Here is a 24,233-nt window from a genome sequence, read left to right as displayed (position 1 = left end):
TGTTGATGGAAACTATTATACTCATCGTTGTACTTTGCGCTTTGCTAGGCTGTGCAGTTGGCTTTTTGGCCGGTCTGCTTGGTATCGGCGGCGGGCTACTGATAGTCCCCATTTTATCTGTCATCTTGACCAAATTTGATATTATACCCACAGATCAGGTGGTGTTGGTTGCAATTGCGACGTCACTTGCCTCCATTATCTTCACTTCGACATCTTCAGCCAAAGCGCATCATAAAAATGACAATGTTCCATGGCACATTGCGCCATGGGTGATGTTAGGTGTGGCAGTCGGCGCGCTGGGTAGTGGCTTTGCCGCAGTGATGTTGCCTGAAAAACTCGTTAGAATTATTTTTGTGGTTAGTGTTGTGGGTATTGCTTTGAAAATGGCGTGGAGTTCCAGAAGACCGCCACAATCAACCAGAGTCATACCACAAGGTCCGGTACTTGCGATGCTAACCTCAGTAACGGGGCGTTGTCTGCAATGATTGGTATTGGCGGTGGGGCGCTAATCGTCCCACTACTGACATTTTTCTCTGTTGATATGAAAAAAGCGATAGGATGTGCGTCTGCCAGCGGTATCATTATTGCTATATTTGGCTCCTTTGGCTATATCGCCTCTGGCAGCCAACATGTGGATATTGAACATGGATTTTTAGGTTTTGTCTATTTACCGGCTTTGTTTGGTATAGTAGCAACTTCATGGTTTATGGCGCCTATTGGTGCTAAAGCTACGCACCACTTACCAGTTACAACGATTAAGAAAGTGTTTGCGGCGTTACTCATTGTTATCGCTGGCAATATGTTAATGAATTAAGGAAAGGCTATGGCTTTGCAGTTTCCACAGATAGACCCTGTGATTTTTTCCATCGGACCGCTTAGTGTTCACTGGTATGGATTAATGTACTTAATCGGCTTTATGTTCGCCATGTGGTGGGCAGGAAAAGAAGCAAAAAAACCAAACTCTGGTTGGAATAAAGACCAAGTTGGCGATCTGGTCTTTTACTGTATGCTCGGCGTGATCTTGGGTGGGCGAATTGGTTACGTGCTGTTTTATCAATTCTCTCATTTTATTGAAAACCCGCTTTATTTGTTTAGGGTGGACCAAGGCGGTATGTCTTTCCATGGCGGAGCATTGGGCGTTATCACGGCGATTATCGTGTATGCGCTTAAAAACAAACGTTCGATTTTATCGGTAGGTGACTTTGTCGTTCCTATGGTGCCTGTTGGGCTTTTTGCGGGTCGTATCGGTAACTTCATTAATGGCGAATTATGGGGTCGCGTAACGGATGTTCCTTGGGCATTTATTTTCCCTACGGGCGGACCACAGCCGCGCCACCCATCACAACTTTATGAAGCGTTTTTTGAAGGGTTGGTATTGTTTGTGATGTTGGTATGGTTTAGGAAAAAACCGCGCCCAGCGGGCAGTGTAGCAGGTCTATTTTTAGCCGGTTACGGTGTCTTCCGCTTCTCAATCGAGTATTTCCGTGAACCAGATGCACATATTGGCTTATATGGTGGCTTTATTTCTCAAGGTCAGATCTTGTCTCTCCCTATGGTGATTGCAGGCGCTATCCTTATGGTGTGGGCATATAAGCGAGAAGGTAGCAACCCATCTACCGGGCAAGTTAAAAGTTAAAGAGTAGCGAACAATGAAGCAATATTTAGAACTGATGCGCCATGTGCGTGATAATGGTACAAAAAAAGAAGACCGCACGGGCACCGGCACAGTGAGTGTTTTTGGATACCAGATGCGCTTCAATTTGCAAGAAGGCTTCCCGCTTGTAACGACGAAAAAGTGTCATCTACGCTCGATTATTCACGAGCTACTTTGGTTCTTGCAAGGCGATACTAACATCAAATACCTAAAGGAAAATGGTGTTAGTATTTGGGATGGCTGGGCAACGGATGAGGGGGACTTAGGCCCGGTTTATGGTAGCCAGTGGCGTTCTTGGACAGGGCCAAATGGTGAGGTGATTGACCAAATCAGCGATGTTGTTGAGCAAATCAAAACCAACCCTGACTCTCGCCGTTTAATTGTGAGTGCATGGAACCCTGCACTTTTGCCAGACACGAGCTATTCACCGAAAGAAAACGCAGCGATGGGCAAACAAGCGTTGCCACCTTGCCACACGTTATTCCAATTTTATGTACTAGATGGCAAGCTCTCTTGCCAGCTTTATCAACGAAGTGCGGATATTTTCTTGGGGGTACCCTTTAACATCGCAAGCTATGCGCTGTTAACAATGATGATTGCTCAAGTTTGCGACTTAGAAGTGGGTGATTTCGTGCATACCTTTGGCGATGCCCATTTGTACTTAAACCATATGGAACAAGTTGAAGAGCAGTTAAGCCGCGAGCCATTTGCTAAGCCGCAAATGCAGATCAATCCTCAAGTAAAAGACATCTTTGGTTTTAAGTTTGAAGACTTTGAGTTGGTGAATTATGAATGTCACCCGCATATCAAGGCACCAGTCGCTATTTAGGAGCAGTCATGAAAGCCGTTATTCCAGTGGCGGGTCTTGGCACTCGCATGTTACCCGCGACTAAGGCCATTCCAAAAGAAATGCTACCAATTGTCGATAAGCCTTTGATCCAGTATGTTGTAGATGAAGCTGCGGCGGCGGGCGTCAAAGAAATCGTGCTGGTTACCCATTCGAGTAAAAACTCAATTGAAAACCACTTCGATAAGAGCTTTGAGCTGGAAGCAACACTGGAAAAGCGGGTTAAGCGTCAGCTTCTTGAAGACGTGCAATCTATATGTCCCAAAGGGGTTACGCTGATCCATGTACGCCAAGGTGAGGCTCGTGGCCTTGGCCATGCCATCAATTGTGCAGCGCCTGTGATTGGTGATGAGCCCTTTGTGGTTATGTTGCCTGATGTGCTAGTCGATGAGGCCGCATGTGACTTAACAAAAGATAATCTTGCTGACATGATCGCGCGTTTTAAAGCTTCTGGTAATAGCCAAGTGATGGTAGAAGCGGTGGCACCTGAGCTAGTCTCTCAGTTTGGTATTGTGGATTTTGGGGGGGGCAGCACTCGCGCAAGGAGAATCAAGTGCGATGCGGTCTATCGTCGAAAAGCCAGAACAACAAAGTGCGCCTTCAAACTTAGCCGTTGTTGGTCGTTACGTGTTAAACAAATCTATTTGGCCACTTTTGGCAAAAACACCGCTAGGTGCTGGTGGCGAAATTCAATTGACTGATGCTATTGCGATGTTGATGGAGCGAGAGCAAGTGGATGCATACTCATTACGTGGAAAAAGTCATGATTGCGGGAGCAAAATCGGCTATTTAAAAGCGATAGTTGAACATGCGATGCGAAGAGAAGAATATTCGACTGAGCTTGCTTCCCTTATCGATTTAATTACTAAAAGGTAATTACATAAAGTTAAATGTACGGATATTTGCGGTAAAAGCATTTGGCTATTCGGCATGACTTATGTACCATAGCAGACAAATGGAATTTTTTTTAACTTATTGTGAATATTAAGCTTTTTTTACTTTTTGTGGTTGGCATCGTCATTGTTTTGAGTGGTTGTAGTCATTCAGCTCAGCAGCCCTCACAATTAACCGAGCAGCAGCTCGAAAGTATTGAGCGATTGAGCTTGTTAGAACAGGATCTCTCAAACCTGCTTACTTTGTTAGAGTCTCAAGCTAACGTCGATAATATTCAAGCAGTACCGAATACTGGTGTAGAGGTTAAGCGTTATTCCGCCAGTAAACAAAAAGCTAATCAAACGACTGGAATTCAACTGAAATTATTTCCAGTATCTATCAATTCCGGGCCTCAGGTCGAGCAGCATCAAGCGTTATTAGCGGCGGTAAAGCAAAGGTTTCCCACTATATTCTTAGGAGCTGAGTTTCAAATACAAGCGTTTGAAATGCGAGACTGGGCGACAGTTTCTGGATTAAGATCAATTCCAGAAGCAAAAATTTATTGTAGACTATTTTCTATCCAAAGCATTGATTGTAGAAGATTAATGCTTTAATTTTTACTAAAGTTTTCCCATTTGGGAACGATAAAGAATAAGTCACCAAAAAAACGGTATTGCGGTGATGATAAAAATGACTCCTAAAGGAATTTAAAGATGAAAACACTGATTAAATCTGCGCTTATCGCAAGTTCTATATCCGCTGCTTTACTTACCTCTTCAGTAATTGCTAAAGATACTGCTCGCCTTGAAGTAAAAGTTGAAGTTAAAAATTTATTTTCAGCTGAAGCCGGTGACCCACTTGATTTTGGTATCATTCGAGTACAGGGGGATGCAGCTGATGTCGCTACGATGAAAATTGAGGCGGATCCAACACTGACTGACCCTGAAATTAAGAATACTGGTGATGCAGTAATAAACCTCATTAGTACGGGGGGAGCTGGCTCTATCAATATCACAGATGCAGCGCCAAATACTGAGTTAACGATTACGGTTCCGGCTGCAACTACGGTGGATAGCGTAGGTAATGCTTCATTTGATTTAAAGGATTTTGAATTTTATGTGGTAAGCGGTGCACAACCCAATAGCGAAGTGACAAACAACAAGTTTAGAGTTGATGCAAATGGTGCTGCAACGCTTTCTGTTGGTGCAACACTAAGTACGAAAGCCCTTTCAGGGACAGATACGTACGGTGGCGGTGTATACACCAGCAAAGTTGATATCGAAATCGCATACTAAAACATGTGGCGCTACATTGTACTGGCATTACTTTTTGTCAGTCACTTTGTCAAAGCTCAAGACATATCAGTAGTCAAGAAACTGAGCTTTGGCACGATTGCGATTATTGATCAAAATAGTGCCGGTACAGTGACAATAGAGCCTAATGTTCGGCCACAAACGTCAAGCAATATTCTATTTGTAGAGTTTGGTCATGCGGCAGAAATCCTTTTGACCGATTTTCCCCACAACCGCCAAATTAGTGTCCAATCTACAGTGTACAACGACTGGTTTGGTTATTGGAATCTTGGCGCATCCGATGCGTTTCAATTGATAGAGCTGTATCACGAGAAGGCGATTTACACGGATAGTGTCGGGTCTGGTGAGTTTAAAGTCGGTGGTCAATTGCGTTTTGCTGGTAATGGTAAGTCCCTATCGGATGGGGTGCAAACTTTAAATGTTGAAATAACTTTGTCTTACTAAATTATGAATAAATTAATATTAACGCTGCTTTTGTTTTGTTGCTGTAAAGTAAGCGCCAACTTAATGATCACCCCAACACGCGTTGCTTTCGAAGAGCGTCAGAGAATTGAAAGAGTTACTATCATTAATAATGGTGATGTGACCAAATCTTATCGACTTGAATTTCAAGAGAAGCTAGCACTTAAAGAAGGTGGTTACGCCAATTTTGCCGAGCAAAATATGAACCCTATGGCAGCGAGTCATTTCATCCGTATTTCACCTAGACAAGTAACATTAGGGCCAGGTGAGCGTCAGGTGATAAAGCTGGCCGTGCGGAGAAAGGCAAATATGGAACAAGGAGAGTATCGCTCACACCTGCTCTTTAGGGAGCTGCCGAATAATAAAGGTAACCTGAAAGAAGGTATCAATATTGACGTGCTGATGAGCTATAGCATTCCGGTTATGCTGCGAGTTGGCGATGCGAACCCGCAAATACGGCTTGAAGATGTCACTGTACGCGACGCAAAAGGTGGTCGTCAGGCAATAACGGTACTACTTAATCGAACAGGGAAATATAGTAGTTTTGGCGAACTATCCGCTTATTGGCAGGGTAAAAATGACGCTAAACCAGTGCGGATCGGCGTGCTGAATAAGTTTGCTGTATATCCAGAGCTTAATCAAAGAAGTGTAGAGTTCTTGGTAGACCCAGCAATTAAACTTAGCCCATCAGGTAAGGTCCTAATAAAGTATGTGGGTGATGAGGAATACACTGACCGCACTTTTGTAGATGACTCGGTATCCTTGTAGTTTGGTGTAAGCGAACTTGATGAGAGCATCGGCTATTTGGCGCACGTTACTAATAGGAGCACTATGCCTTCAGCCCGCTTTGGCATTGCAGGCTGATGCATTACAACAGCTGTTAGAACGGGTTGAACGCGTTAAAGCAAAACTTGCTATACAGCAAAGAGGGCGGGTTGTATCTCGAGTTGATGTTGGTACAGAGCTATTCTTATCCGCCTATAAAGGAAATTTATACTTAGGTGAAGTAATCGCGGTGACGTCAGAACAAGGCGTCAATGTGGAACTCTTGAGCTTGTTTTCTGCCTTGGGATTTGTGGTGTCAGAAGATGTATCGGGGAACTTTGGCGGCTGGTTCTTCACGCCCGAAAACACCTTTAGTCTTAACGCCAAGTCGCATCTAGTTGAGAGCAAGGGGCAGCGAACGCAATTGAGTGATAGAGAAATTCAGGTCATTAATGGCGAGGTGTTTCTCGCCGATTATATCGTTGCGACTTTATTCGATGTTAGTCTGTTTACCGATATACAGGATTTATCGTTGACCGTTAAGAGTAAGCAAATTCTGCCAATAGAAGCACAGCAACAGCGATTAGGAAGGGAGGTTGTTAGGTTTGACCGTAATGCCAGCGCAACATTACCGTGGCGACCAAGTCCCTATCAAAGCATCGGTAAACCAGTGTTGGACGCTCAGATAAATACGCAAATGACTGAAGACAATCGTCAGACATCTTATTCTCTTATTGGCTCACAAGACATCGCCTATTGGCAAGCCCAGTACTTTATTGCGGGTAGAGAAGGAGATGTCATTAATCGCTCACGCATGTCCCTCAACCGTGCTTCAAAAAAGGCTGATGTTTTACCATTTGGGAATTTTACCAAGGTGTCGCTCGGTGATGTCCAGAGTGTTCAAGTTGGAGTCGATGCGCTAAATGAAGAAGGGCGAGGAGTGAGCTTCAGTAACGCGCCGTTAGATAAGCGCACTAATCGTCAGCGCATTGTCATCTCAGGTCCTGTTCAGGTAGGGTGGGACGTAGAACTTTATCGAAATGGGTTATTGATTGGACAAGAAAACAATCTCCAATCTGGGCGCTATGAGTTCGAAAATATTGATTTACTATTTGGTGAAAATACCTTTGAACTCGTGATGTATGGAGGGCAAGGTCAAGTATCAAAAGAAGTGCAAACCTATTATGTTGAACAGAGCACTGCAAATGAAGGTGAAGGGTTTTTTGCCGTATCAATTACTGATACGGGCAAAAGTATACTGGGCGACAAGACTGCATTGTCGGGGACGTCAAGCTGGCAAGTAAATGGCCGCTTTGACTACGGACTTACTAAAAATTTTGCGGTGTATGCAGGTTTGCAACATCGTCAAGGTTTGAAAAATAGCGCATCAGAACAATACTTTTCTACCGGGTTTAACACCAATATTAACAAACTACTACTACTGGATGTTGACTATAGTAAGAGCGACGCGGCCCAACATCTCTCTGCAAATACTCGAACCCGTCTACTTGGGCAACAGGTAGGTGCTAAAGTTGAGTTAAAGGAAGATCTAGAGCAGGATGAAAATGCGACCGAGATAAAATTAACGGCGGCAGGAGAGTGGTCTCTTTTTGACGTGGCTAAGGTTTACTATCGTGCTGAATACTTCCATCTTGACAAGGCTAATACTGATACTATAGAGCAAGCATCGTTACTTTTTAGCACGGGTAATTACTGGGGTACTTTCAGTAACCAATTTGTGTGGCAAGAGCCGACCAATCAAGCCAGCGACGTGAGTGGCTACTTGCGGTGGCAGCGCAGGGTTCTTGGTGTGTATAGTCGTTTTACTACTTGGTATGACATAAAACCTTCCAATGAAATTACAGCAGCAGAGCTTGAGTTGAGCAAAGAGCTAAGTCCTGAGCTTGATCTTGGCGTTACCTTATACAAAGACTTTGCTGCCGATTACTATAAAACCGAACTTGGATTGAGCTGGAACCATGATAAGTTTAGGTTGTTAACAGACTTGCAATACGATAACGATGATAACTGGCAAGTGGGTCTATCTGGCCAAGTGAGTATTGGAGCGGGCGAAACCGTAGATCAAATTTTCTTAACAGGAAAACGCTTGTCGCAGTTTGGCTCTTTGATGGTTCGTACTTTTATCGACCAGAATAACAATGGCTATCTTGATGATGGGGAGTTACCGCTAAAAGGGGTAACCATAAAAGCATTGCAAAACTTTGCACAAGGTAAAACTGACGACGATGGTGTAGCACTGCTACCCGCAATGGTAAATTACAAACGAACAGATATTATTGTTGACAAAGATACAATCCCCGAACCCTTTTTAGTTCCCGCTAACGATGGCTTTTCATTCACTCCAAGGCCCGGTTATATTGAATATGTTGAAATACCATTTGTAAACTCGTCGGAAATTGAAGGTGTTGTTGAAATCAATGAGGGTACTGAACACCGACCTGCAGGCTTCACAACAGTCAGTTTACTTGATGAAAAGGGTAACGAAGTCGCGCGCACTCAGACGGCATATGACGGCTACTATGTATTTACTGGTTTGAAGCCAGGGACTTATCGTACAGCGATAAGTGATGCGAAAAGGCTCGCGGTAGCCAGTACTCAGCAGATAGAAGTGGAGTTAAGTGCAGAGGGAGACTTGCTGCTTGATGTAAATCACGAATTACAGCGACAGCATGCAACCACGCAAGAGTTTGCTGTAGTTGGACGCTTCAATACGCTAACTATATTAAAAGTATACGCGGCGATTTTGGCTAAGCGTTATCCTACGTTATTACGCGACAGTTTTGGGTATGCGCAAAAAGAAGGCGACGCCACCTATTTACTTATCTTAAGAAATGACGCCACGCAAAATGCGGCAAATATTTGCCAAAACCTACTTCCCTTCAAAGTTTCTTGCGCGGTGGAAGCCTTAACTATTTATGAAAGAGAAAAAAATGCAATCAATTAAGTGGCACCTCACTATGCTCAGTTTCGTTGCGTTAAGTGGTTGCCAAGCAACTGCGAGCAAGAGTCAACTTGACACATTACAAATGAAGAAGCAGCTATCTTTACTGGAGCAACAGGTAAGTACCTTACAACAAGAAGTAGAGCAGCTAAGAGCGCTAAAACAGCAGGTTGCTAAGTTTGAAGAAGTGCAGGAAGATCTTGATGTTATTGCGATGCAGCTATCAAGTTCACTTGCAAAACAAAAGGACGCGGAGCTTTTAGCAAAGCAGCCCGAACAAGTAAAAGCGCGAGAAACAAAATTCGTAGAGGAACAAGATAAGCAGGAGGAAGTGGCTGAATTTGCAATTCAATTGGCCTCTACAACGGAGTATGTCAAGCTTAGGCAGACCTATGAACAGCTTAAGGATAAGCTACCGCTAGACTTTGCTAAAAGCGAAGTGAATATCGAACAAGTAGATATTCAAAGTACGAAATACTACCGACTAAAATTAGGTGCATTCACAGATAAAGCCTCTGCATATCAAGGCTGCCAGCAACTTAAGCGTGCAGGTTTAAGCTGCTTAGTTAGTCACTACACCAGTCATCGACTTTAAAACTTGGTGCGTATTTTGCATTTTATCCGATAAGTTTATCGTGGGCGTGGTGAAATGAAATATCTAGCACTCATAGTGATTGTGTTGTTGGTAGGGTGTACAAGCAGTCAACAGGTTGGGAAAAGAGAAGCGACCCAGCAGCAAGAAATCTTACCTGATTTAGATGGGTTTGGCGCTCAGTTAGCCGCGGAGCTCGGGCAGTATGTACGTCCCTTCAAGCCGAATTCAACGCTTGCTGTGACGAGTTTTTTTAAGGCTAATCAGCTGTATGATACCATTGATGGGCAAGGTTCTGGCTTGAGCGTGGCCTTGCAAGAATCCCTCATGACCCATTTAAGTCAAATGGGGGCCGATGTTGTGGAATATCGACTCAGGAACGCTTTATCTTTACAAAGTTCTGCCGATAGTATGTTAAGCCGGGAGTTAAATAAGCTGAATCAGCGCCAGAAAATTGACCTTGTGGTGGTCGGCACAATCGTAGAAAGTCGAGATACCTATTTGGTCAATGCGAGGCTGGTTGATACGTTACATAATCGCGCGGTTTCAGCTGCATCAATCAGTATTCCTAAAGCTGCGATGTGGGGGACGGAGCGTGTCACAAATCGCGACGGTCAAATTATACGAAGCCAATATTAGTGGAGATGAGAGTAATGAAAAAAGTATTAAGTTTGGTTTTGCCTCTTTCATTGATGGTTGGCTGTGCTCAGAGTCACTTTTTTGCGGTGGATAATGCTCAGGCTGAGCCCGTGCGCAATGGCTTTGAGAAATCTTCGATGTATCAAAGTAACCCAAACGGTATGAAGCAATTTTCTGTTTCTCAGCAAATGGCCGGTAAGAATGTCACTCACTATGTTCAAAGCATTATGCAAGACATGGTAGCAAACTTGAAACACGTGAATGAGAAAACACCGGTAGCGGTGACAAGTTTTGTATTTTTAGATAAAGAATTTGATAAAGGCTCCTTGCTGGGTAACCAATTGGCTGAAAGCTTTATCCATGAGCTTCATGCATTTGGGATCCCCGTTGTGGACTTTAAAACAACAGATTATATCCGGGTGACACCTGAAGGCGATTTTATTTTTAGCCGTGATTTTTTAGAGCTATCTGACAACCATCCTTTTTTATACGTGCTAGGTGGTACTTTGGTTAATCACCAAGGCGGAGTTATGGTCAATGCCAGAGTGGTTGGACTTAGAAGTAAAAGTGTCGTGGGCTCTGCTCAAGGCTTTTTGCCACAAAACGTAGTCAATGCCCTACAAGATGGTGCGGCATACGATGGCATTCGTATAGAGCGCGCGAACTAATTCGGAGGCGATGATGAAAAATGTAGTGCTATTCGCGACGACACTTGCATTACTCGGTGGCTGTGAAATGACAAAACAGACGGCTCCTGAATCTACAGAAACGCAGCAATCCGACATGGAAATATTATATGCCATGATGGAAGAGCAAGAACGTAATGAAGATTTACAAGCGGCGGTAACGCAAGATATTGGCTTCGTTAGCTATCGTCATCGCAAAGAAATTGCGAATTACGCCAATCAAATTGCGTTGGAATTGTCAGATACGGTATTGGGGCAAAAGCCGGAGTCGATAGCGGTCGCTAGTTTTGTTAACTTTAATGAATCGCTAAGGGATACTAATCAGCTAGGAAACCAATTGGCTGAGTCTTTAATGCATCAAATGCAAAAGCTGGGCTATCAAGCGCTAGACTTTAAAGCGCTAGGAAAAATAGAAGTGACATCCAGTGGCGATTTGACTTTTTCTCGTAACGCAAGTCGCTTGAAAAACGTGCAATCACCCAGCCATTTGCTGACAGGCACTATGGTTTACCGTCCACGAGGCGTGGAGGTGAATGCAAGGTTGCTAGAGTTTAACACCAATTTAGTGATCGCGAGCACGGTGGTGACCATCCCGTATTTTATTCTTGATGATCAGGCAACCGCTTCAAGGTAATACTTCAAATAGCACTTTTTAGAAGAGAATAGCGTTTAGATTTTATTAAAAGCGAAGCGCTATCCTATTTCTTACTCAAACCTCAAGCGAAGTAACTGATAGCGCAGTAGTGGGGCCTAACTGCTGCGTATTCGCCTACGGATTTACGCCATTTATTACCACAAATAATTTGACTATTAATCTTTAAAAGTTCATTAAGATCAGTATACTAAAGCGAAGTCACTGGGATGCAGTACGAAAGCGAACCAACAACTCCAGACTTAAGTTATGCAGACCCCGCTAACGAAGGCTAAAAAGGCGTTCGTAACTGACTTTAGAGATTGTCCCCATAGTTTAATGGATAAAACAAGGCCCTCCTAAGGCTTAGATGTAGGTTCGATTCCTACTGGGGACGCCATTTACATTCACCACAGCGTGGAATTACCAAAGTAAATGGGCGGCACAAGCATGGTTTAGAGTGCGTAGTCGTCGAAAACCTTGCCTTTACCACAGGCAGGCTCAGCACTTACAGTGCAAACTCATTTTCATTGTCTATTTGAATTTCAACCAAATCATTAATTTGCACATTGTGCAGTGGGCGATTGCTGATGTTTACCGCAATGGCATTTTGTGCATTCACCTGGATCACTTGCAGCTTATTAATAGTTTTAATTTGGTGCATAAATATTTTACCATCGACGTTAGTCAACGGATTACTATGCGCTACATTGAGGATCTGGCCATTCTTTAAGCCATGCATGCGACCCAAATTAATAACGACTTGTTCATCATTGATATGTAGGATTTTACCATTGGTTGGTAAGCAGGCGACCGCTGCGTTTAAATCTGTTGCGATTTGTGTCAGCGTGGTTTGGATCTCATCAGCATAATCTGTCTGCCAAAAGCGCTCACTGTACACATCAATTAATTTGGTCTTCTTAAAAGGCCAAACGCCTTGAGTTGCATACTGCTTTTGCCATACTCTTTCATGAGAAAGGGCATCAAATAGTGCAAAGTCTACCTTAAAGCTTCTTAAGTATTTATCGCTTTGCCAAAATGCGAGGTCATTATTGAGTTTATCTACACTAGCAATATCAGTAATTTGACTCAGTAATACGAATTGACTGTTAGTATTGGCCGTTATGGTCTCGATTAACTGTTCATTATAATCAAAACGCTGACTGAAAAAGCGGTTAACGTCTATGGTCTGTGCGAAGTAGGGAATGGGTTCTAAGTTCAACTTCTGTTCAGACATTGTTTGGTACAAGCGCTCGCTCACCGCTTTATTTATGTCAAAAATTTGACCTAATGTTGCTTGATGTTTATTTTTTAACTGGCTCTGTGTCACTGCAATCTGTTTGCTGTAGGCACTGGTTGGGCACTGACCACTCTGTGGCGTAATATCGATATGTAGTGTCACTTGCCATGAGTCATCGACTTTTGCTTCAGCAACCACGTTAGCGCTTTGGATTTCGGCATTTGAGCGGATTTTAAGTTGATCTTGAGTGAGCACACCATCGGTGACTGTTTGTACACTACTCACAGAAGCGCCAGAAAACAGCAATGCTTGTGTAATGGCGTCGTTTACGGCTTTTCTTTTGGCTTTTTGATGGTCGCCATTTTTAACGTCAGCCATGCCGGTAACTTCAAACCATTCAGCATAAGCTGGATGAGTTAAGGTGATACACAACAGTGTTAGACTGGTCGCGAATTGCTTTTTCATGTTTAAATGCCCAGATCAAAAACTACTCTTTAACTCAGCAATACCTGTGCCAAATTTTGGCAAGGTTCGTGCATAATCATCCATTATGAAAGTTAATTTTATTTCTTGCCAATACTCAATGAAACCACAATAACCCTTGCGAGATTAAGATGCAGGGGAAGTGCTAAGTTTTGATTGGTATATATTGTAGCGGAGTGGGGTGAAATGCGTATCACTAATTCTATCAGTGCAGTTGTTATGGTTTGCTCGCTGGCGGGGCTCAGCGGCTGTTCAAGCCTTGTTGATAAGCACATTGAATATGAGACAGTGCAACCGGAAACTTTTCCTGTTTTACGGGCTGTGGGGTATGCGCCTTTGAGTGCTCAGCCTGGTAAAACTGCGGGTGAGAAGCAGCTAATGGCAATTAAAGTCTCAAAATTAGAAGCGTATCGTGAATTGGCTGAGCAACTGTATGGCCAGAATTTGACATCCACTATCACGGTCAAAGGGCTATTGCGCAAAACGACGGTCTTAAGAGTCGAGTAAATGGACTAGTTCGTGGGGCTAAGGTGTTGAAAAGCTATGCTGTCGGCGATACTTACGCGACGGAATTAGAGCTTGATATGAAACGCGTTTATGATTTGTATGTTACCCAAGTCAAGCCGCAGAAAATTAAGAAAATATCTTATAGCTTTAAGTAAGCAGTCTTATATATTGCTCTTCTAATGCGCTTCACGTTTTAATTTTTCAATTGTGCTGTAGAGCTGCAAGGCCGGTGTATTTTGTTTATGCTTCGATGCTAAAACAGTACTAGTGTGGCTATGCTACGCCTTTAGGTTACGTACTAACTCACTGTCGCTACTTTTCACACTACCATCTTGACCATATGTAACAGAAGTCGGTGCTCCAATTAAGATCCCTTTTAGCTCCCGTGTGCTTACGTTGGCCTGATGAGCCGTTTTAGCATTGATTTCATTTTTGGTTTGGCATTCACTGAGCAGTGCTCGTACTTTAGCAACGAGTGAGATTACTTCATCGTGCTCAAAAATATGAGAATCAGTTTTTGCTAATTCACTATCGATCTTTTGCAGTTTTGAAATGAGAGTTAGCTTTTCGCGAGCGATTTCTTTTAAATTGTCGCCACGCCGAGACGCAAGCTCGTCAAGCTCACGCGCCAGAAGCTGGGTCATCGCTTCTAGCGTTGAGATTTGTTCTGAAAGTTTGTGGTGGCAAAGCCGAACCAAATCATCCATATATTTCGAACTCAAATGCAGCTATGTTTTTGGCGAGTTTTTCCGCGTCAACCTGATACTTACCTTCTGCAATCGCTTTTTTCAGTTCTTCGACTTTCTTGTCATCAAAGCCTGATGATTGCTGTGCTTTTTCATTGACTGTTTTCAGCTGTTGTGCTTGCGGAGTCAGACTGACTGAGTCCGCAGCTGCTTTAGGCGTAGCTGGTGATTTAACTGATGCACTATTCGCATCATTTCTTTGCAATTCAGCCTTCTGTTGCTTAACATTATTAGCAACGGATGTAGACTGATTCTGACCGTTAACTTGATTAACCATGATTGTAGACCCAATAAAATTATACTCTCAGCCTTGTTATCGGCGTTTAGTAGTATTACTTTAGCAAATTTTTTATAGATTCACCTCTACTGTTTCCACTTCTATTACTCTAGCACGTAAGGTTTTGCCAGAGCGAGAGTTTTTAATATTAATAAGTTCACCACGATTACCATCTTGTTGCGCTTCTCCTTGAGTTTTGATCACAAGCCCGCCTGATTTCGCGATAATTATCACGGTGTCGCCTTTGCAGACCATGCAAATATGGGCTTGAGTAAAGGCTTGACCCTCTCTTATATTACGTTTGCTTCTGCTGCCTATTAATATTGACTTATCCTCTATATAGGAAACTCTTCTAAAACGTTTCGGCTGATACTCTATTTTCACATCTTCATCCTGAATAACACGGCCTTTTTCTAGCATGGTCGCGCTTACTAAAATGGGGTAGAGGTGGTCGATACGCACATGAACGTATTGAGTCCAGCTGAGAGTGTCGTTGCATCTCACTTGGACGGTCACTTGAGTATCAAAAGGCGGAGTCATCGCTGTACTATATTGCAGCGGCGATTGACAATCCCTTGCTGGAATTCTTGAGTCAAGTGGTATAGCGGTGATCGACAGCTGACTATCAGGATCTTGTTCAACATTCGGTTCAACAAACGCGATTGCGCTTTGTTCTAAAGTTTTGTTGTCATATTGCTGACAATAACCATAGTCAACGCCTATAAAATAAGCGAACAAACAAAAAAACTGAATGTAATGGGTTTTTTTTAACAAACTCATGATGTTTCGACTATGCTTATGGGGTGAAACAAGGTATAAAGATTCTGCTTTAATAACTGCACCTAATCAAGGGTGGTAAACCATATCAGAGTCGAAGCAAAGATCGTTCCGATTAGCGGTTTATACAGTAGGAGATTGAAATGGCAGGTATTTTAGACTCGGTTAACCAACGTACACAGCTGGTTGGGCAAAACCGTCTCGAGCTATTACTTTTTCGACTTCAAGGTCGACAGCGCTTCGGCATTAACGTTTTCAAAGTCCGAGAAGTGCTTCAATGCCCAGCATTGACAAGCATGCCCAAGTCAAATCCTCTTATCCGGGGGTTGCTCATATTCGAGGCCAGACTATCTCTGTAATAGATATGTCACTTGCGGTTGGTGGACCCCCAATTCAAGATATTCGCAATTGTTTTATTGTGATTGCGGAATACAATCGCTCAGTTCAAGGTTTTCTAGTCAGTGCAGTAGAGCGTATAGTGAATATGAACTGGGAAAAAATAATGCCCCCACCATCTGGTGCGGGTCGATATTCCTATTTGACAGCGGTCACCGAAATTGAAAACGAGTTAGTTGAAATTTTAGACGTAGAAAAAATCCTCAATGAGATTTGCCCGATCAACACAGAAGTCAGTGCTGACATTGTCTCTGACGGTGAAATGCAAAAAGATTTAGGTGAGCGTATTGTCTTTATCGCGGATGATTCTGCAGTTGCTCGCAATCAGGTCAAGCGTGCATTGGAGCCATTGGGAGTTCAGACTGAGCTTGCGAAGAACGGCAAAGAAGCATTAATTAGGCTTCGTGAAATAGCCGAAATGGACTGTCAAAATAATGTCACCGAGCGAGTAGGGCTGTTGATTTCTGACGTTGAAATGCCGGAAATGGATGGCTATACGCTAACGGCTGAAATAAAAGCTGATCCAAAATTAGCGCCATTGCATGTGATACTCCATACTTCACTGAGTGGTGTATTTAATCAGGCCATGATTGAGAAAGTTGGCGCTGACGATTTTATTGCTAAGTTTAACCCAGATGAATTAGCCGCAGCGGTTAAGAAATGGGTTCATTGTGATTAAAGCTGGTGGTAGCACTTGGAAAATAAGCATTTAGAGCAAAAAGAGTACGATCAATTTAGAACTTTTTTGGAGCAACAGTGCGGGATCGTGCTGGGTGACAACAAGTTATATTTGGTTAAAAGTCGATTAGCTCCTCTGATGGCTCGCTTTGGTGTAGAAACTCTATCGTCTTTAGTTTCTAAAACGCTTAGTCCCCATGAGCGGCAATTGCGTGCCGCTGTGGTGGATGCGATGACAACGAATGAAACACTGTGGTTCAGGGATACCTATCCGTTCGAGTTGATTAAGTCGAAAATCTTACCAGAGTTTAAAGACTTAAGACGGCCAGTTAAGATTTGGTCGGCGGCAAGCTCATCAGGACAGGAGCCGTACTCAATCGCGATGTCTGCGAGCGAGTATGTGAGTAAAAGCCCCGGTGCGCTAAAAATGGGTGTGCAGATCGTCGGTACAGACATTTCTAACACAATGCTTGATATGTGTAAAAATGCTGAATATGACGCGCTGGCATTGGCGCGGGGGTTATCTCCTGAGCGCAGAAAGAAATTTTTTATGGATAGTGGTAATGGAATGGCCAAGGTAGTTGAACCTATTCGTAAAATGGTCAGCTTTAGACACTTAAACCTGTTGGATTCTTATGCACTGATGGGTAAGTTTGATGTTATTTTCTGCCGTAATGTCCTGATTTACTTTTCGCCTGAAGTGAAAGCCAAAATAATTTCGCAATTTGCTCAGTCGTTAAATCCTAATGGTTATTTGTTTTTAGGGGCGTCAGAGTCGATGGCGGGTTTAAGTGACGACTTTAATATGATCCGTTGTAATCCAGGGATCATCTATCAGAAAAAGACCTAAAACTAACAAATAGCGGCAGGGATGGTCGCTATAGCTAGCATCGGCTATTTGTAACGGAACTTCCAGTAACTATTTCTAGTCTTATAACTGCGAATTGCTTCAGCCAAGCCGCCAATTATTCAGACACTTCCTCTTATTTACTTCTTCCTCAATATTGACTCAAGTTTAATTATTCCAAAAGTGAAATTTAACACATTGAAATTTAAGGTATAAATCAAGTTTAAAAACTGGCCTAAAGATTGCTTTGTCATACTGAAGTCAAATTTTTGGAGTCAGACAATGGCAATTAGTTTCGATAAAGCGTTGGGTGTACATCAGCATACCATGCTGATCCGTTCTCAGCGTGCTGAAATGCTAGCGAGTAACATCGCAAACGCAGACACTCCAGGATATAAAGCAAAAGATATCGACTTTGCGAGTGCATTAAAAGCGGCAAAGTCATCACAGCGAAGCGGCAATGATATGGTCAGAACGGATGCCAAACACCTCAGTGGTGGCACTAAGATGAGCAACTCTTCAGAACTATATCGTACGCCAAATCAAGCAGATACAGGTGATGGTAACTCAGTGGATATACAAGTGGAACGGAACTTGTATGTACAGAATGCATTAGAGTACCAAGCCAGTTTGCAATTTCTTGGTGGTAAGTTCAGTGGTCTTAAGAAGGCACTCGGCGGGCAAGGGGCATAATTATGAGTTTATATAACGTTTTCGATATCGCGGGTTCAGGAATGAGTGCACAGAATGTGCGACTGAATACCACCGCAAGTAATATCTCAAACGCAAACTCAGTGAGCTCTAGTCAGGATACTGTGTATCGCGCTAGACACCCTGTATTTGCCGCTGAACTTTCCAAAGCTGCAGCTTCCCAGAACAATGTTGCGGGATCTTCAGTAGGAGTAAAAGTCTTAGGTGTGGTTGAGAGCGATAAGCCGCTTCAAGTTGAGTACAACCCAAACCACCCAAGTGCTGACGCAAATGGCTACATTTATAAACCGAATGTGAATGTGGTAGAGGAGATGGCAAACATGATTTCTGCTTCTCGCTCTTACCAAACCAATGTTCAAGTTGCAGACGCTGCAAAGCAAATGCTTAGTAAAACATTGCAACTAGGCCAGCGCTAAATTGGGAGTAACAGCTGATGAGTAATAATGTAAATGCCACTTCTTCAACGGGTGTAGATTCACTCTACTGGGATAGGCAAAAACAGGCCGAGGAGAAAAAGCCCAGAGATGAGCTATCGCAAGAAGATTTCTTCTCGCTGCTTACTCAACAGCTCTCTTTCCAAGATCCAAGTAAGCCTGCGGACAACGATCAAATGATCGCGCAGATGACCAGCTTTACCATGGCCGAGGGGATCTCAAAGCTCAATGAGAACTTTGATTCGCTAGCTGCATCAATGACTTCTAACTCGGCGCTTCAAGCATCAACGTTGATTGGTAAAAAAGCATTACTTGAATCAACGACGTTAGAACATGGCGACGATGCACTTACCAAAGGTTCTGTGATTGTACAGGAACCAGTTCAGAATCTATCTGTGGGTATCTATGATGAATCAGGAGCGCTTGTCAAGACGCTCGAATTTGGTGAGCAAAGTGTAGGTGCCGTACGTTTCGATTGGGATGGTAAAAATAAAGATGGTGAGATGATGCCTCCTGGTGAATACACCATAAAAGCGGAAGGCATGATTGAAGGTGAATATCAGACTTTACCTTCGGCCACATTCAGAAATATAGACAGTGTTAATGTTAATGGTGCTAACGGCATCGTCATTAATACCAAAGAAGGCGCGGTGCGCTTAACTGATATTGCTGAAATAGCATAGTAGTTTTAAAGAATTAACCTTAAGAACTTAGAGGTGAGAGTATGAGTTTCAATATAGCACTGACAGGTATTGCCGCCGCGCAAAAAGACTTGGACGTAACAGCAAACAACATTGCTAACGTGAATACGACGGGGTTTAAAGAATCTCGCGCAGAGTTTGCTGATGTTTATGCATCTTCGGTTTTTAGCTCTGGCAAAACGAAAAATGGTGATGGTGTACAAACTACGATGGTAGCGCAGCAGTTTCACCAAGGGTCATTAAAGTTCACGCAAAACTCGCTAGACTTGGCGATTGAGGGCGAAGGCTATTTTGCCATGTCAAACTCTCTTCAGTCGCAGGATTTTACGTATTCTCGCGCTGGTGCATTTAAACTAAATAAAGATAACTTTATTGTGAATGCTAAGGGCGACTACTTGCAAGGTTTTCCGGTCGATCCATCGACGGGTGATACCACTTCTTTGAGTTTAAGTACGACATCACCAGTTCAAATTCCTGATGCATCGGGCTCGCCTCGAGCAACGTCGCAAATCTATACCTCGTTTAATCTAGACGCGACGGCGCAACCACCCACAATCGCTTTTGATCCTGAACAACGAGCTTCATATAACTCAAGAACGGCGATTACGGTATACGATTCATTGGGTGAATCACATACACTGCAGTTATTCTTCAGAAAAACGGCGGATAATGAATGGTCAACTTATGCAACAATGGACGACAAGCCATTTAACCACAATGCACAGCAAATTGATCCAGCTGCAACACCACCTGTTCCTTATACACCCGTGAGTGTATTCCGTTTTGACGCAAGTGGTATTCCTTCGCAAACTGCGGACGATCCATCAGCTTCACCACTAACATTTAGTAACAACGCTGGAACAACTTTTAATCCACTTAGTTTAGCTGGTCCTCAAGATACGACAGACCCAACTATTGGTATGTCAAACTTGCTAGACAACGGCGCAACCTTCCCGAATGATATTGTTGTTAACTGGCGTGATGAAGCAAACACTGCTCAGAAGTTACCGACACAATATTCATCAGGTCGATTTGAAGTAAAAGCACTGGAGCAAGACGGTGCAACCGTTGGCCGCTTGGCTGGTATTGATATTGGTACTGATGGTAAAGTAGTGGCTTCATATACTAACGGCGACTCGACTTTCTTAGGGCAAGTGGCACTAGTACGCTTCCCAAATTCTCAAGGCCTTCAGGCGATTGGTAATACTGAGTGGAAGAAAAGCCTATCTTCTGGTGAGCCACTTGCGGGCGAGCCAAACACTGGTACGCTTGGTGGTATTAGTTCATCGGCGTTAGAGCAATCTAACGTTAACCTGACGAACGAGTTAGTTGACCTTATCAGTGCTCAACGTAACTTCCAGGCGAACTCTCGAGCGCTTGAGGTTAACTCAACATTACAACAAAATATATTGCAGATCCGATAATATATTATGCCCTCCAAAGGCTGCTTCCAAAGGCAGCCTTTTTTATGTCCGTCAAAAACATCTCATCACTTTGGCACTGTGCTTGCATTAACTAGATTAAGTTTGAATTTTATAGGTCATCGTCATGGATAAAATGGTGTATATCGCAATGTCAGGCGCTAAGCAAAGCTTACGTGGTGTGGCACTTAAGGCGAATAACCTTGCTAATGCCAACACGACTGGCTTCAAAGCAGATTTTGCTCAAGCGCGCTCAATGCAAGCATTCGGTGAAGGGTTGCCCTCACGGGTTTTTGCTATGCAAGAACGCCCAGGAACCAATATGACCGGCGGTGCAATCGTTGAAACTGGCCGTGAGCTTGATATTGCAGTCGATGACAAGTCGTGGATCAGCGTCGTTGATGACTCCGGCGAAGAAGCTTATACCAAAGTCGGCACCCTTAACATTCGTAATGACGGTGCGTTAGTCACAGCTCACGGGCGTCAACTTATTGGCGAAGGTGGACCTATTGTTTTACCTATTCCCGTTGATAAAGTGGTGTTTAGTGACGATGGCTCTATTCAAGTGCGTCCACAAGGCGCTCCCGCTAATTTTCTCGAAGTGGTTGATAGGCTAAAAATTATTGAAGCAGATAATAGTAAGCTACAAAAAGGCAACGACGGCCTATTTAGACCAAGAGAGGACAAGTTAGAAGATGGGATCTGTGGCTTTTGTGAAATATCTCCAACTGCAAAAGTGATGAGTGGCTTCTTAGAGATGTCCAACGTCAATCCTGTTCACGAGATGGTGGATATGATCAACCATCAAAGACAATTTGAAATGCAAATTAAGCTGATGAAAACAGCTGAAGAAATAGATGAGCGACACACTTCGCTCCTACGCATAGTTTAAGAGTGAGGTAGAGATTATGAATCCGGCATTGTGGATAAGTAAAACAGGCTTAGATGCTCAGCAAACTGATATTTCAGTTATTTCGAACAACTTGGCGAACGCCAGTACCGTCGGCTACAAAAAGAGTCGGGCGATATTCGAAGACTTACTGTATCAAAATATCAACCAACCCGGTGGTCGCAGCTCTCAAGATACAGAATTACCGTCTGGTTTGATGCTTGGTGCTGGTGCCAAAGTGGTTGCCAACCAAAAGAACTTCTCTCAAGGTAATATGTTAAGTACCGAAAACTCTTTGGATTGGATGATCCAAGGTCCGGGCTTTTTTGAGATTCAGATGCCAGATGGCACAACCGCTTACTCAAGAAACGGTCAGTTCACGACAGATGAAGAAGGTCGGATCGTTACTTCAGGTGCAGGTTTCCCTGTGTTACCTGAAATGAATGTGCCCGACGATGCACAGTCAATCACTATTTCTCAAGATGGCGAAGTATCGGTGCGCGTTGCAGGACAAGCGGATAATGTAGTGATTGGACAACTGACGATCAGTGACTTTATTAATCCATCAGGTCTTGAGCCGATTGGACAAAACCTGTACACAGAAACAGCGGTAAGTGGTGCACCGGTACAAGGTAATCCAAGCGTTGAAGGGTTAGGTAAGATTGTGCAAGGCGCACTTGAGACGTCAAATGTTAATGTGACCGAAGAGCTTGTAAATCTAATTGAGACACAGCGCGTGTATGAAATGAACTCAAAAGTGATTTCAACGGTAGATCAGATGCTGAGCTACATTAACCAACAGCTGTAATTGGGTAGGGGGTATTATGCGTGCATTATATTTAGCCATCGTAACGGTCGCTGCATTATCTGGATGTAGTACAACACAAAATAAAAATGTGGTGCGTGACGATCCGTATTATGCACCTATCTATCCTGAGGATAATCAAGCTCAAATGGTGGCAACAGGATCATTGTTTAATACTCAGTTTTCCAATGACCTTTATGCTGACAAAAAAGCGTTAAGAGTCGGTGATATTATTACCATCGTACTCAGAGAAACGACTCAAGCGACCAAAGCTGCGAATTCTCAACTTGATAAATCTAGTGATGCTAGTCTTGATCCGGTTATCGGTCTTGGTGGCAATGCTATCAATATAGGAAAGGAAGCAATACAGTTTGGTGCAAAGTCGAGTTCGTCATTTTCGGGTGATGCTCAAGCAAATCAGTCAAATAGTTTATTCGGGAATATATCGGTCAATGTCACCCGAGTACTGCCTAACGGTAATTTAGTGATCCGTGGTGAAAAGTGGTTAACCCTTAATACTGGCGAGGAATTTATTCGCTTAGAAGGGTTAGTAAGACCTCAGGATGTAACGGCAGATAATACCGTTGAGTCCAATCGAGTGGCAAATGCTAGGATTCAATACTCAGGTAAAGGCGACCAACAAGAAGTGCAAAGTGCAGGTTGGTTAACGAGTTTCTTCATGAGCGCGCTGATGCCGTTTTAAGGTGCTGAAAATGAATAATATGCTTAAGAATATTTTGCTTATCGGTGCGGCCATTACCTTGGTTGGTTTTTCTTCTTTGGTTTCTGCTGAGCGAGTTAAAGATGTCAGTATGGTTGAAGGTGTTCGTTCAAACCAACTGGTTGGCTACGGCCTAGTTGTAGGCTTGCCTGGTACCGGTGAGCAAACCAGATTTACCGAGCAAAGCTTTAAAGCGATGTTGAATAGCTTTGGGATCACAATGCCCGCAAGCTTAAAGCCAAAAATTAAAAATGTTGCGGCTGTAGCGGTTCACGCAGATCTGCCACCTTTTGTTAAACCCGGCCAAACCATTGACGTTACCGTTTCATCTATTGGTAGTGCTGGTAGTTTACGAGGCGGTACTTTACTTCAGACCTTTCTTAAAGGGGTCGATGGTAACGTATATGCAATCGCGCAAGGAAGTTTGATTGTTGGTGGCTTGGGCGCTGATGGTGCCGACGGGAGTCGAGTTGTGATCAATACGCCGACTGTTGGTCGTGTGGCAAACGGCGCGACAGTGGAGCGAGCGGTACCGAGTCCATTTACTCAGGGTGATTACATTACCTTTAACCTGAATAGACCAGATTTTACTACCGCAAAACGCTTGGCCGATACTATCAATGGACTTGTTGGACCAAACAGTGCTAAACCTATGGATGCAGCCTCAGTTCGAGTAATTGCACCAAGAGATCCATCTCAGCGCGTTGCGTATTTATCTACGTTAGAGAATCTTGAATTTAAACCAGCGGATACCGCTGCGAAGATCATCGTTAACTCGCGCACTGGCACGATTGTTATCGGTAAAAATGTGAAGCTACAGCCTGCGGCAATTACTCATGGCGGCCTTACCGTAACAATTGCTGAGCAGCAAAATGTGTCACAACCTAATGCGCTGGCGAATGGCGAAACAGCAGTGACGCAGCAGAGTATTATCGATGTAAATCAGGATGACTCTCGAGCGTTTGTGTTTGACCCCGGCGTGAGCCTTGATGACTTGGTTAGGGCAATCAACCAAGTTGGCGCAGCACCTGGCGATTTAATGGCGATCCTTGAAGCGCTAAAAGAAGCTGGTGCGATAAATGGTCAATTAGTCGTCATTTGATGTTTCATTATTAATCAACTAGTTAGCCCTACAATTGTGGGGCTTTTTTTTGGCTCGGATTTTGCATTTCTATT

General features: G+C 43.5%; 24 protein-coding genes, 1 tRNA gene and 4 pseudogenes. 25 read left to right on the top strand and 4 right to left on the bottom strand.

Annotated elements, in window-relative coordinates; all coding sequences use genetic code 11:
• The first annotated feature begins 5 nt into the window (after positions 1-5).
• From B1L02_RS11260 to B1L02_RS11195, 14 genes and pseudogenes are all read left to right on the top strand, one after another.
• Positions 6-814: pseudogene (locus B1L02_RS11260) on the top strand (sulfite exporter TauE/SafE family protein).
• A gap of 9 nt (positions 815-823) precedes the next feature.
• On the top strand, positions 824-1,636 hold the full coding sequence (gene lgt / locus B1L02_RS11255) for a prolipoprotein diacylglyceryl transferase (RefSeq protein WP_088531084.1): 813 nt from the start codon (positions 824-826) through the stop codon (positions 1,634-1,636).
• Between the two features lie 13 nt (positions 1,637-1,649).
• Positions 1,650-2,483 (top strand): thymidylate synthase, encoded by an 834-nt coding sequence (locus B1L02_RS11250; protein ID WP_088531083.1) that lies wholly within the window; start codon positions 1,650-1,652, stop codon positions 2,481-2,483.
• Positions 2,484-2,491: 8 nt separating this feature from the next.
• A pseudogene (gene galU / locus B1L02_RS11245) lies at positions 2,492-3,377 on the top strand (UTP--glucose-1-phosphate uridylyltransferase GalU).
• Between the two features lie 101 nt (positions 3,378-3,478).
• Entirely contained in the window at positions 3,479-3,988 is a 510-nt protein-coding gene (locus tag B1L02_RS11240) for a hypothetical protein (RefSeq protein WP_088531082.1), read from the top strand.
• A gap of 99 nt (positions 3,989-4,087) precedes the next feature.
• Positions 4,088-4,669, top strand: a complete 582-nt coding sequence (locus tag B1L02_RS11235; RefSeq protein WP_088531081.1) for a DUF4402 domain-containing protein — start codon at positions 4,088-4,090, stop codon at positions 4,667-4,669.
• A gap of 3 nt (positions 4,670-4,672) precedes the next feature.
• Positions 4,673-5,131, top strand: a complete 459-nt coding sequence (locus B1L02_RS11230; RefSeq protein WP_223192034.1) for a DUF4402 domain-containing protein — start codon at positions 4,673-4,675, stop codon at positions 5,129-5,131.
• A 63-nt stretch (positions 5,132-5,194) separates the two neighbouring features.
• Positions 5,195-5,917, top strand: coding sequence for a fimbria/pilus periplasmic chaperone (locus tag B1L02_RS11225; protein ID WP_088531080.1), 723 nt, complete (start codon positions 5,195-5,197; stop codon positions 5,915-5,917).
• 19 nt (positions 5,918-5,936) lie between these two features.
• Entirely contained in the window at positions 5,937-8,879 is a 2,943-nt protein-coding gene (locus B1L02_RS11220; protein WP_223192035.1) for an SdrD B-like domain-containing protein, read from the top strand.
• Positions 8,866-9,471, top strand: a complete 606-nt coding sequence (locus B1L02_RS11215) for an SPOR domain-containing protein (RefSeq protein WP_088531079.1) — start codon at positions 8,866-8,868, stop codon at positions 9,469-9,471. The genes B1L02_RS11220 and B1L02_RS11215 overlap by 14 nt, the downstream gene beginning before the upstream one ends.
• 54 nt (positions 9,472-9,525) lie before the next feature.
• Complete coding sequence (locus B1L02_RS11210) at positions 9,526-10,107, top strand: FlgO family outer membrane protein (RefSeq protein WP_088531078.1); 582 nt, start codon at positions 9,526-9,528, stop codon at positions 10,105-10,107.
• 14 nt (positions 10,108-10,121) lie between these two features.
• Positions 10,122-10,775, top strand: coding sequence for a FlgO family outer membrane protein (locus B1L02_RS11205; protein ID WP_088531077.1), 654 nt, complete (start codon positions 10,122-10,124; stop codon positions 10,773-10,775).
• A gap of 10 nt (positions 10,776-10,785) precedes the next feature.
• Complete coding sequence (locus B1L02_RS11200; protein WP_223192036.1) at positions 10,786-11,427, top strand: FlgO family outer membrane protein; 642 nt, start codon at positions 10,786-10,788, stop codon at positions 11,425-11,427.
• Positions 11,428-11,749: 322 nt separating this feature from the next.
• Positions 11,750-11,824 (top strand) — tRNA-Arg (locus tag B1L02_RS11195).
• Positions 11,825-11,932: 108 nt separating this feature from the next.
• On the opposite strand, the gene B1L02_RS11190 is transcribed toward B1L02_RS11195, so the two are convergent.
• On the bottom strand, positions 11,933-13,129 hold the full coding sequence (locus tag B1L02_RS11190; protein WP_088531075.1) for a flagellar assembly protein T N-terminal domain-containing protein: 1,197 nt from the start codon (positions 13,127-13,129) through the stop codon (positions 11,933-11,935).
• 204 nt (positions 13,130-13,333) lie between these two features.
• On the opposite strand from B1L02_RS11190, the pseudogene B1L02_RS11185 reads away from it, so the two are divergent.
• Positions 13,334-13,809 (top strand): annotated as a pseudogene (locus tag B1L02_RS11185) (LPP20 family lipoprotein).
• Between the two features lie 123 nt (positions 13,810-13,932).
• Here the strand turns inward: B1L02_RS11185 and flgN are convergent.
• From flgN to flgA, 3 genes are all read right to left on the bottom strand, one after another.
• Positions 13,933-14,361 carry a flagellar protein FlgN gene (gene flgN, locus B1L02_RS11180; protein ID WP_088531074.1) on the bottom strand — a complete coding sequence of 143 codons (429 nt, stop codon included), beginning with the start codon at positions 14,359-14,361 and terminating at the stop codon, positions 13,933-13,935.
• The gene (flgM, locus tag B1L02_RS11175) at positions 14,354-14,677 is read right to left on the bottom strand and encodes a flagellar biosynthesis anti-sigma factor FlgM (RefSeq protein WP_010369298.1); all 324 of its coding nucleotides are present in this window, start codon (positions 14,675-14,677) and stop codon (positions 14,354-14,356) included. The genes flgN and flgM overlap by 8 nt, the downstream gene beginning before the upstream one ends.
• 72 nt (positions 14,678-14,749) lie before the next feature.
• A complete protein-coding gene (flgA, locus tag B1L02_RS11170; RefSeq protein WP_088531073.1) occupies positions 14,750-15,457 on the bottom strand; it encodes a flagellar basal body P-ring formation chaperone FlgA in 708 nt (235 codons plus the stop codon).
• A gap of 140 nt (positions 15,458-15,597) precedes the next feature.
• Here flgA and B1L02_RS11165 point away from each other — a divergent pair.
• The 10 genes and pseudogenes from B1L02_RS11165 to B1L02_RS11120 all read left to right on the top strand — a co-directional run bounded on the left by B1L02_RS11165 (position 15,598) and on the right by B1L02_RS11120 (position 24,159).
• Positions 15,598-16,529: pseudogene (locus tag B1L02_RS11165) on the top strand (chemotaxis protein CheV).
• A gap of 15 nt (positions 16,530-16,544) precedes the next feature.
• Positions 16,545-17,378 (top strand): CheR family methyltransferase, encoded by an 834-nt coding sequence (locus B1L02_RS11160; RefSeq protein ID WP_088531072.1) that lies wholly within the window; start codon positions 16,545-16,547, stop codon positions 17,376-17,378.
• Between the two features lie 279 nt (positions 17,379-17,657).
• The gene (gene flgB, locus B1L02_RS11155; protein WP_088531071.1) at positions 17,658-18,068 is read left to right on the top strand and encodes a flagellar basal body rod protein FlgB; all 411 of its coding nucleotides are present in this window, start codon (positions 17,658-17,660) and stop codon (positions 18,066-18,068) included.
• 2 nt (positions 18,069-18,070) lie between these two features.
• Entirely contained in the window at positions 18,071-18,502 is a 432-nt protein-coding gene (flgC, locus tag B1L02_RS11150) for a flagellar basal body rod protein FlgC (RefSeq protein ID WP_010369286.1), read from the top strand.
• Between the two features lie 17 nt (positions 18,503-18,519).
• Positions 18,520-19,203: a flagellar hook assembly protein FlgD gene (locus B1L02_RS11145; RefSeq protein ID WP_010369284.1), complete on the top strand. Its 684-nt coding sequence runs from the start codon at positions 18,520-18,522 to the stop codon at positions 19,201-19,203.
• Positions 19,204-19,244: 41 nt separating this feature from the next.
• Positions 19,245-20,645 (top strand): flagellar hook protein FlgE, encoded by a 1,401-nt coding sequence (gene flgE, locus B1L02_RS11140; protein WP_088531070.1) that lies wholly within the window; start codon positions 19,245-19,247, stop codon positions 20,643-20,645.
• 124 nt (positions 20,646-20,769) lie between these two features.
• The gene (locus B1L02_RS11135) at positions 20,770-21,534 is read left to right on the top strand and encodes a flagellar basal body rod protein FlgF (RefSeq protein WP_088531069.1); all 765 of its coding nucleotides are present in this window, start codon (positions 20,770-20,772) and stop codon (positions 21,532-21,534) included.
• Between the two features lie 16 nt (positions 21,535-21,550).
• Entirely contained in the window at positions 21,551-22,339 is a 789-nt protein-coding gene (gene flgG / locus B1L02_RS11130) for a flagellar basal-body rod protein FlgG (RefSeq protein WP_088531068.1), read from the top strand.
• A gap of 16 nt (positions 22,340-22,355) precedes the next feature.
• Positions 22,356-23,039: a flagellar basal body L-ring protein FlgH gene (flgH, locus tag B1L02_RS11125; RefSeq protein WP_088531067.1), complete on the top strand. Its 684-nt coding sequence runs from the start codon at positions 22,356-22,358 to the stop codon at positions 23,037-23,039.
• Positions 23,040-23,058: 19 nt separating this feature from the next.
• Entirely contained in the window at positions 23,059-24,159 is a 1,101-nt protein-coding gene (locus B1L02_RS11120) for a flagellar basal body P-ring protein FlgI (protein WP_223192076.1), read from the top strand.
• Positions 24,160-24,233: the final 74 nt, after the last annotated feature.

Origin of the sequence: Pseudoalteromonas piscicida, from assembly GCF_002208135.1 — a bacterium.
In the GTDB taxonomy this organism is placed as follows: domain Bacteria; phylum Pseudomonadota; class Gammaproteobacteria; order Enterobacterales; family Alteromonadaceae; genus Pseudoalteromonas; species Pseudoalteromonas piscicida_A.
Note: the sequence above shows the minus strand (reverse complement) of the source record. Positions and strands in the feature narration are given on the sequence as shown.

Excerpts from the sequence above, each read along its gene's own strand:
- lgt (WP_088531084.1), top strand. The coding sequence starts at position 824 with ATGGCTTTGCAGTTTCCACAGATAGACCCTGTGATTTTTTCCATCGGA.
- B1L02_RS11250 (WP_088531083.1), top strand. The coding sequence starts at position 1,650 with ATGAAGCAATATTTAGAACTGATGCGCCATGTGCGTGATAATGGTACA.
- B1L02_RS11235 (WP_088531081.1), top strand. The coding sequence starts at position 4,088 with ATGAAAACACTGATTAAATCTGCGCTTATCGCAAGTTCTATATCCGCT.
- B1L02_RS11230 (WP_223192034.1), top strand. The coding sequence starts at position 4,673 with ATGTGGCGCTACATTGTACTGGCATTACTTTTTGTCAGTCACTTTGTC.
- B1L02_RS11225 (WP_088531080.1), top strand. The coding sequence starts at position 5,195 with ATGATCACCCCAACACGCGTTGCTTTCGAAGAGCGTCAGAGAATTGAA.
- B1L02_RS11220 (WP_223192035.1), top strand. The coding sequence starts at position 5,937 with ATGAGAGCATCGGCTATTTGGCGCACGTTACTAATAGGAGCACTATGC.
- B1L02_RS11215 (WP_088531079.1), top strand. The coding sequence starts at position 8,866 with ATGCAATCAATTAAGTGGCACCTCACTATGCTCAGTTTCGTTGCGTTA.
- B1L02_RS11210 (WP_088531078.1), top strand. The coding sequence starts at position 9,526 with ATGAAATATCTAGCACTCATAGTGATTGTGTTGTTGGTAGGGTGTACA.
- B1L02_RS11205 (WP_088531077.1), top strand. The coding sequence starts at position 10,122 with ATGAAAAAAGTATTAAGTTTGGTTTTGCCTCTTTCATTGATGGTTGGC.
- B1L02_RS11200 (WP_223192036.1), top strand. The coding sequence starts at position 10,786 with ATGATGAAAAATGTAGTGCTATTCGCGACGACACTTGCATTACTCGGT.
- B1L02_RS11190 (WP_088531075.1), bottom strand. The coding sequence starts at position 13,129 with ATGAAAAAGCAATTCGCGACCAGTCTAACACTGTTGTGTATCACCTTA.
- flgN (WP_088531074.1), bottom strand. The coding sequence starts at position 14,361 with ATGGATGATTTGGTTCGGCTTTGCCACCACAAACTTTCAGAACAAATC.
- flgM (WP_010369298.1), bottom strand. The coding sequence starts at position 14,677 with ATGGTTAATCAAGTTAACGGTCAGAATCAGTCTACATCCGTTGCTAAT.
- flgA (WP_088531073.1), bottom strand. The coding sequence starts at position 15,457 with ATGAGTTTGTTAAAAAAAACCCATTACATTCAGTTTTTTTGTTTGTTC.
- flgB (WP_088531071.1), top strand. The coding sequence starts at position 17,658 with ATGGCAATTAGTTTCGATAAAGCGTTGGGTGTACATCAGCATACCATG.
- flgC (WP_010369286.1), top strand. The coding sequence starts at position 18,071 with ATGAGTTTATATAACGTTTTCGATATCGCGGGTTCAGGAATGAGTGCA.
- B1L02_RS11145 (WP_010369284.1), top strand. The coding sequence starts at position 18,520 with ATGAGTAATAATGTAAATGCCACTTCTTCAACGGGTGTAGATTCACTC.
- flgE (WP_088531070.1), top strand. The coding sequence starts at position 19,245 with ATGAGTTTCAATATAGCACTGACAGGTATTGCCGCCGCGCAAAAAGAC.
- B1L02_RS11135 (WP_088531069.1), top strand. The coding sequence starts at position 20,770 with ATGGATAAAATGGTGTATATCGCAATGTCAGGCGCTAAGCAAAGCTTA.
- flgG (WP_088531068.1), top strand. The coding sequence starts at position 21,551 with ATGAATCCGGCATTGTGGATAAGTAAAACAGGCTTAGATGCTCAGCAA.
- flgH (WP_088531067.1), top strand. The coding sequence starts at position 22,356 with ATGCGTGCATTATATTTAGCCATCGTAACGGTCGCTGCATTATCTGGA.
- B1L02_RS11120 (WP_223192076.1), top strand. The coding sequence starts at position 23,059 with ATGCTTAAGAATATTTTGCTTATCGGTGCGGCCATTACCTTGGTTGGT.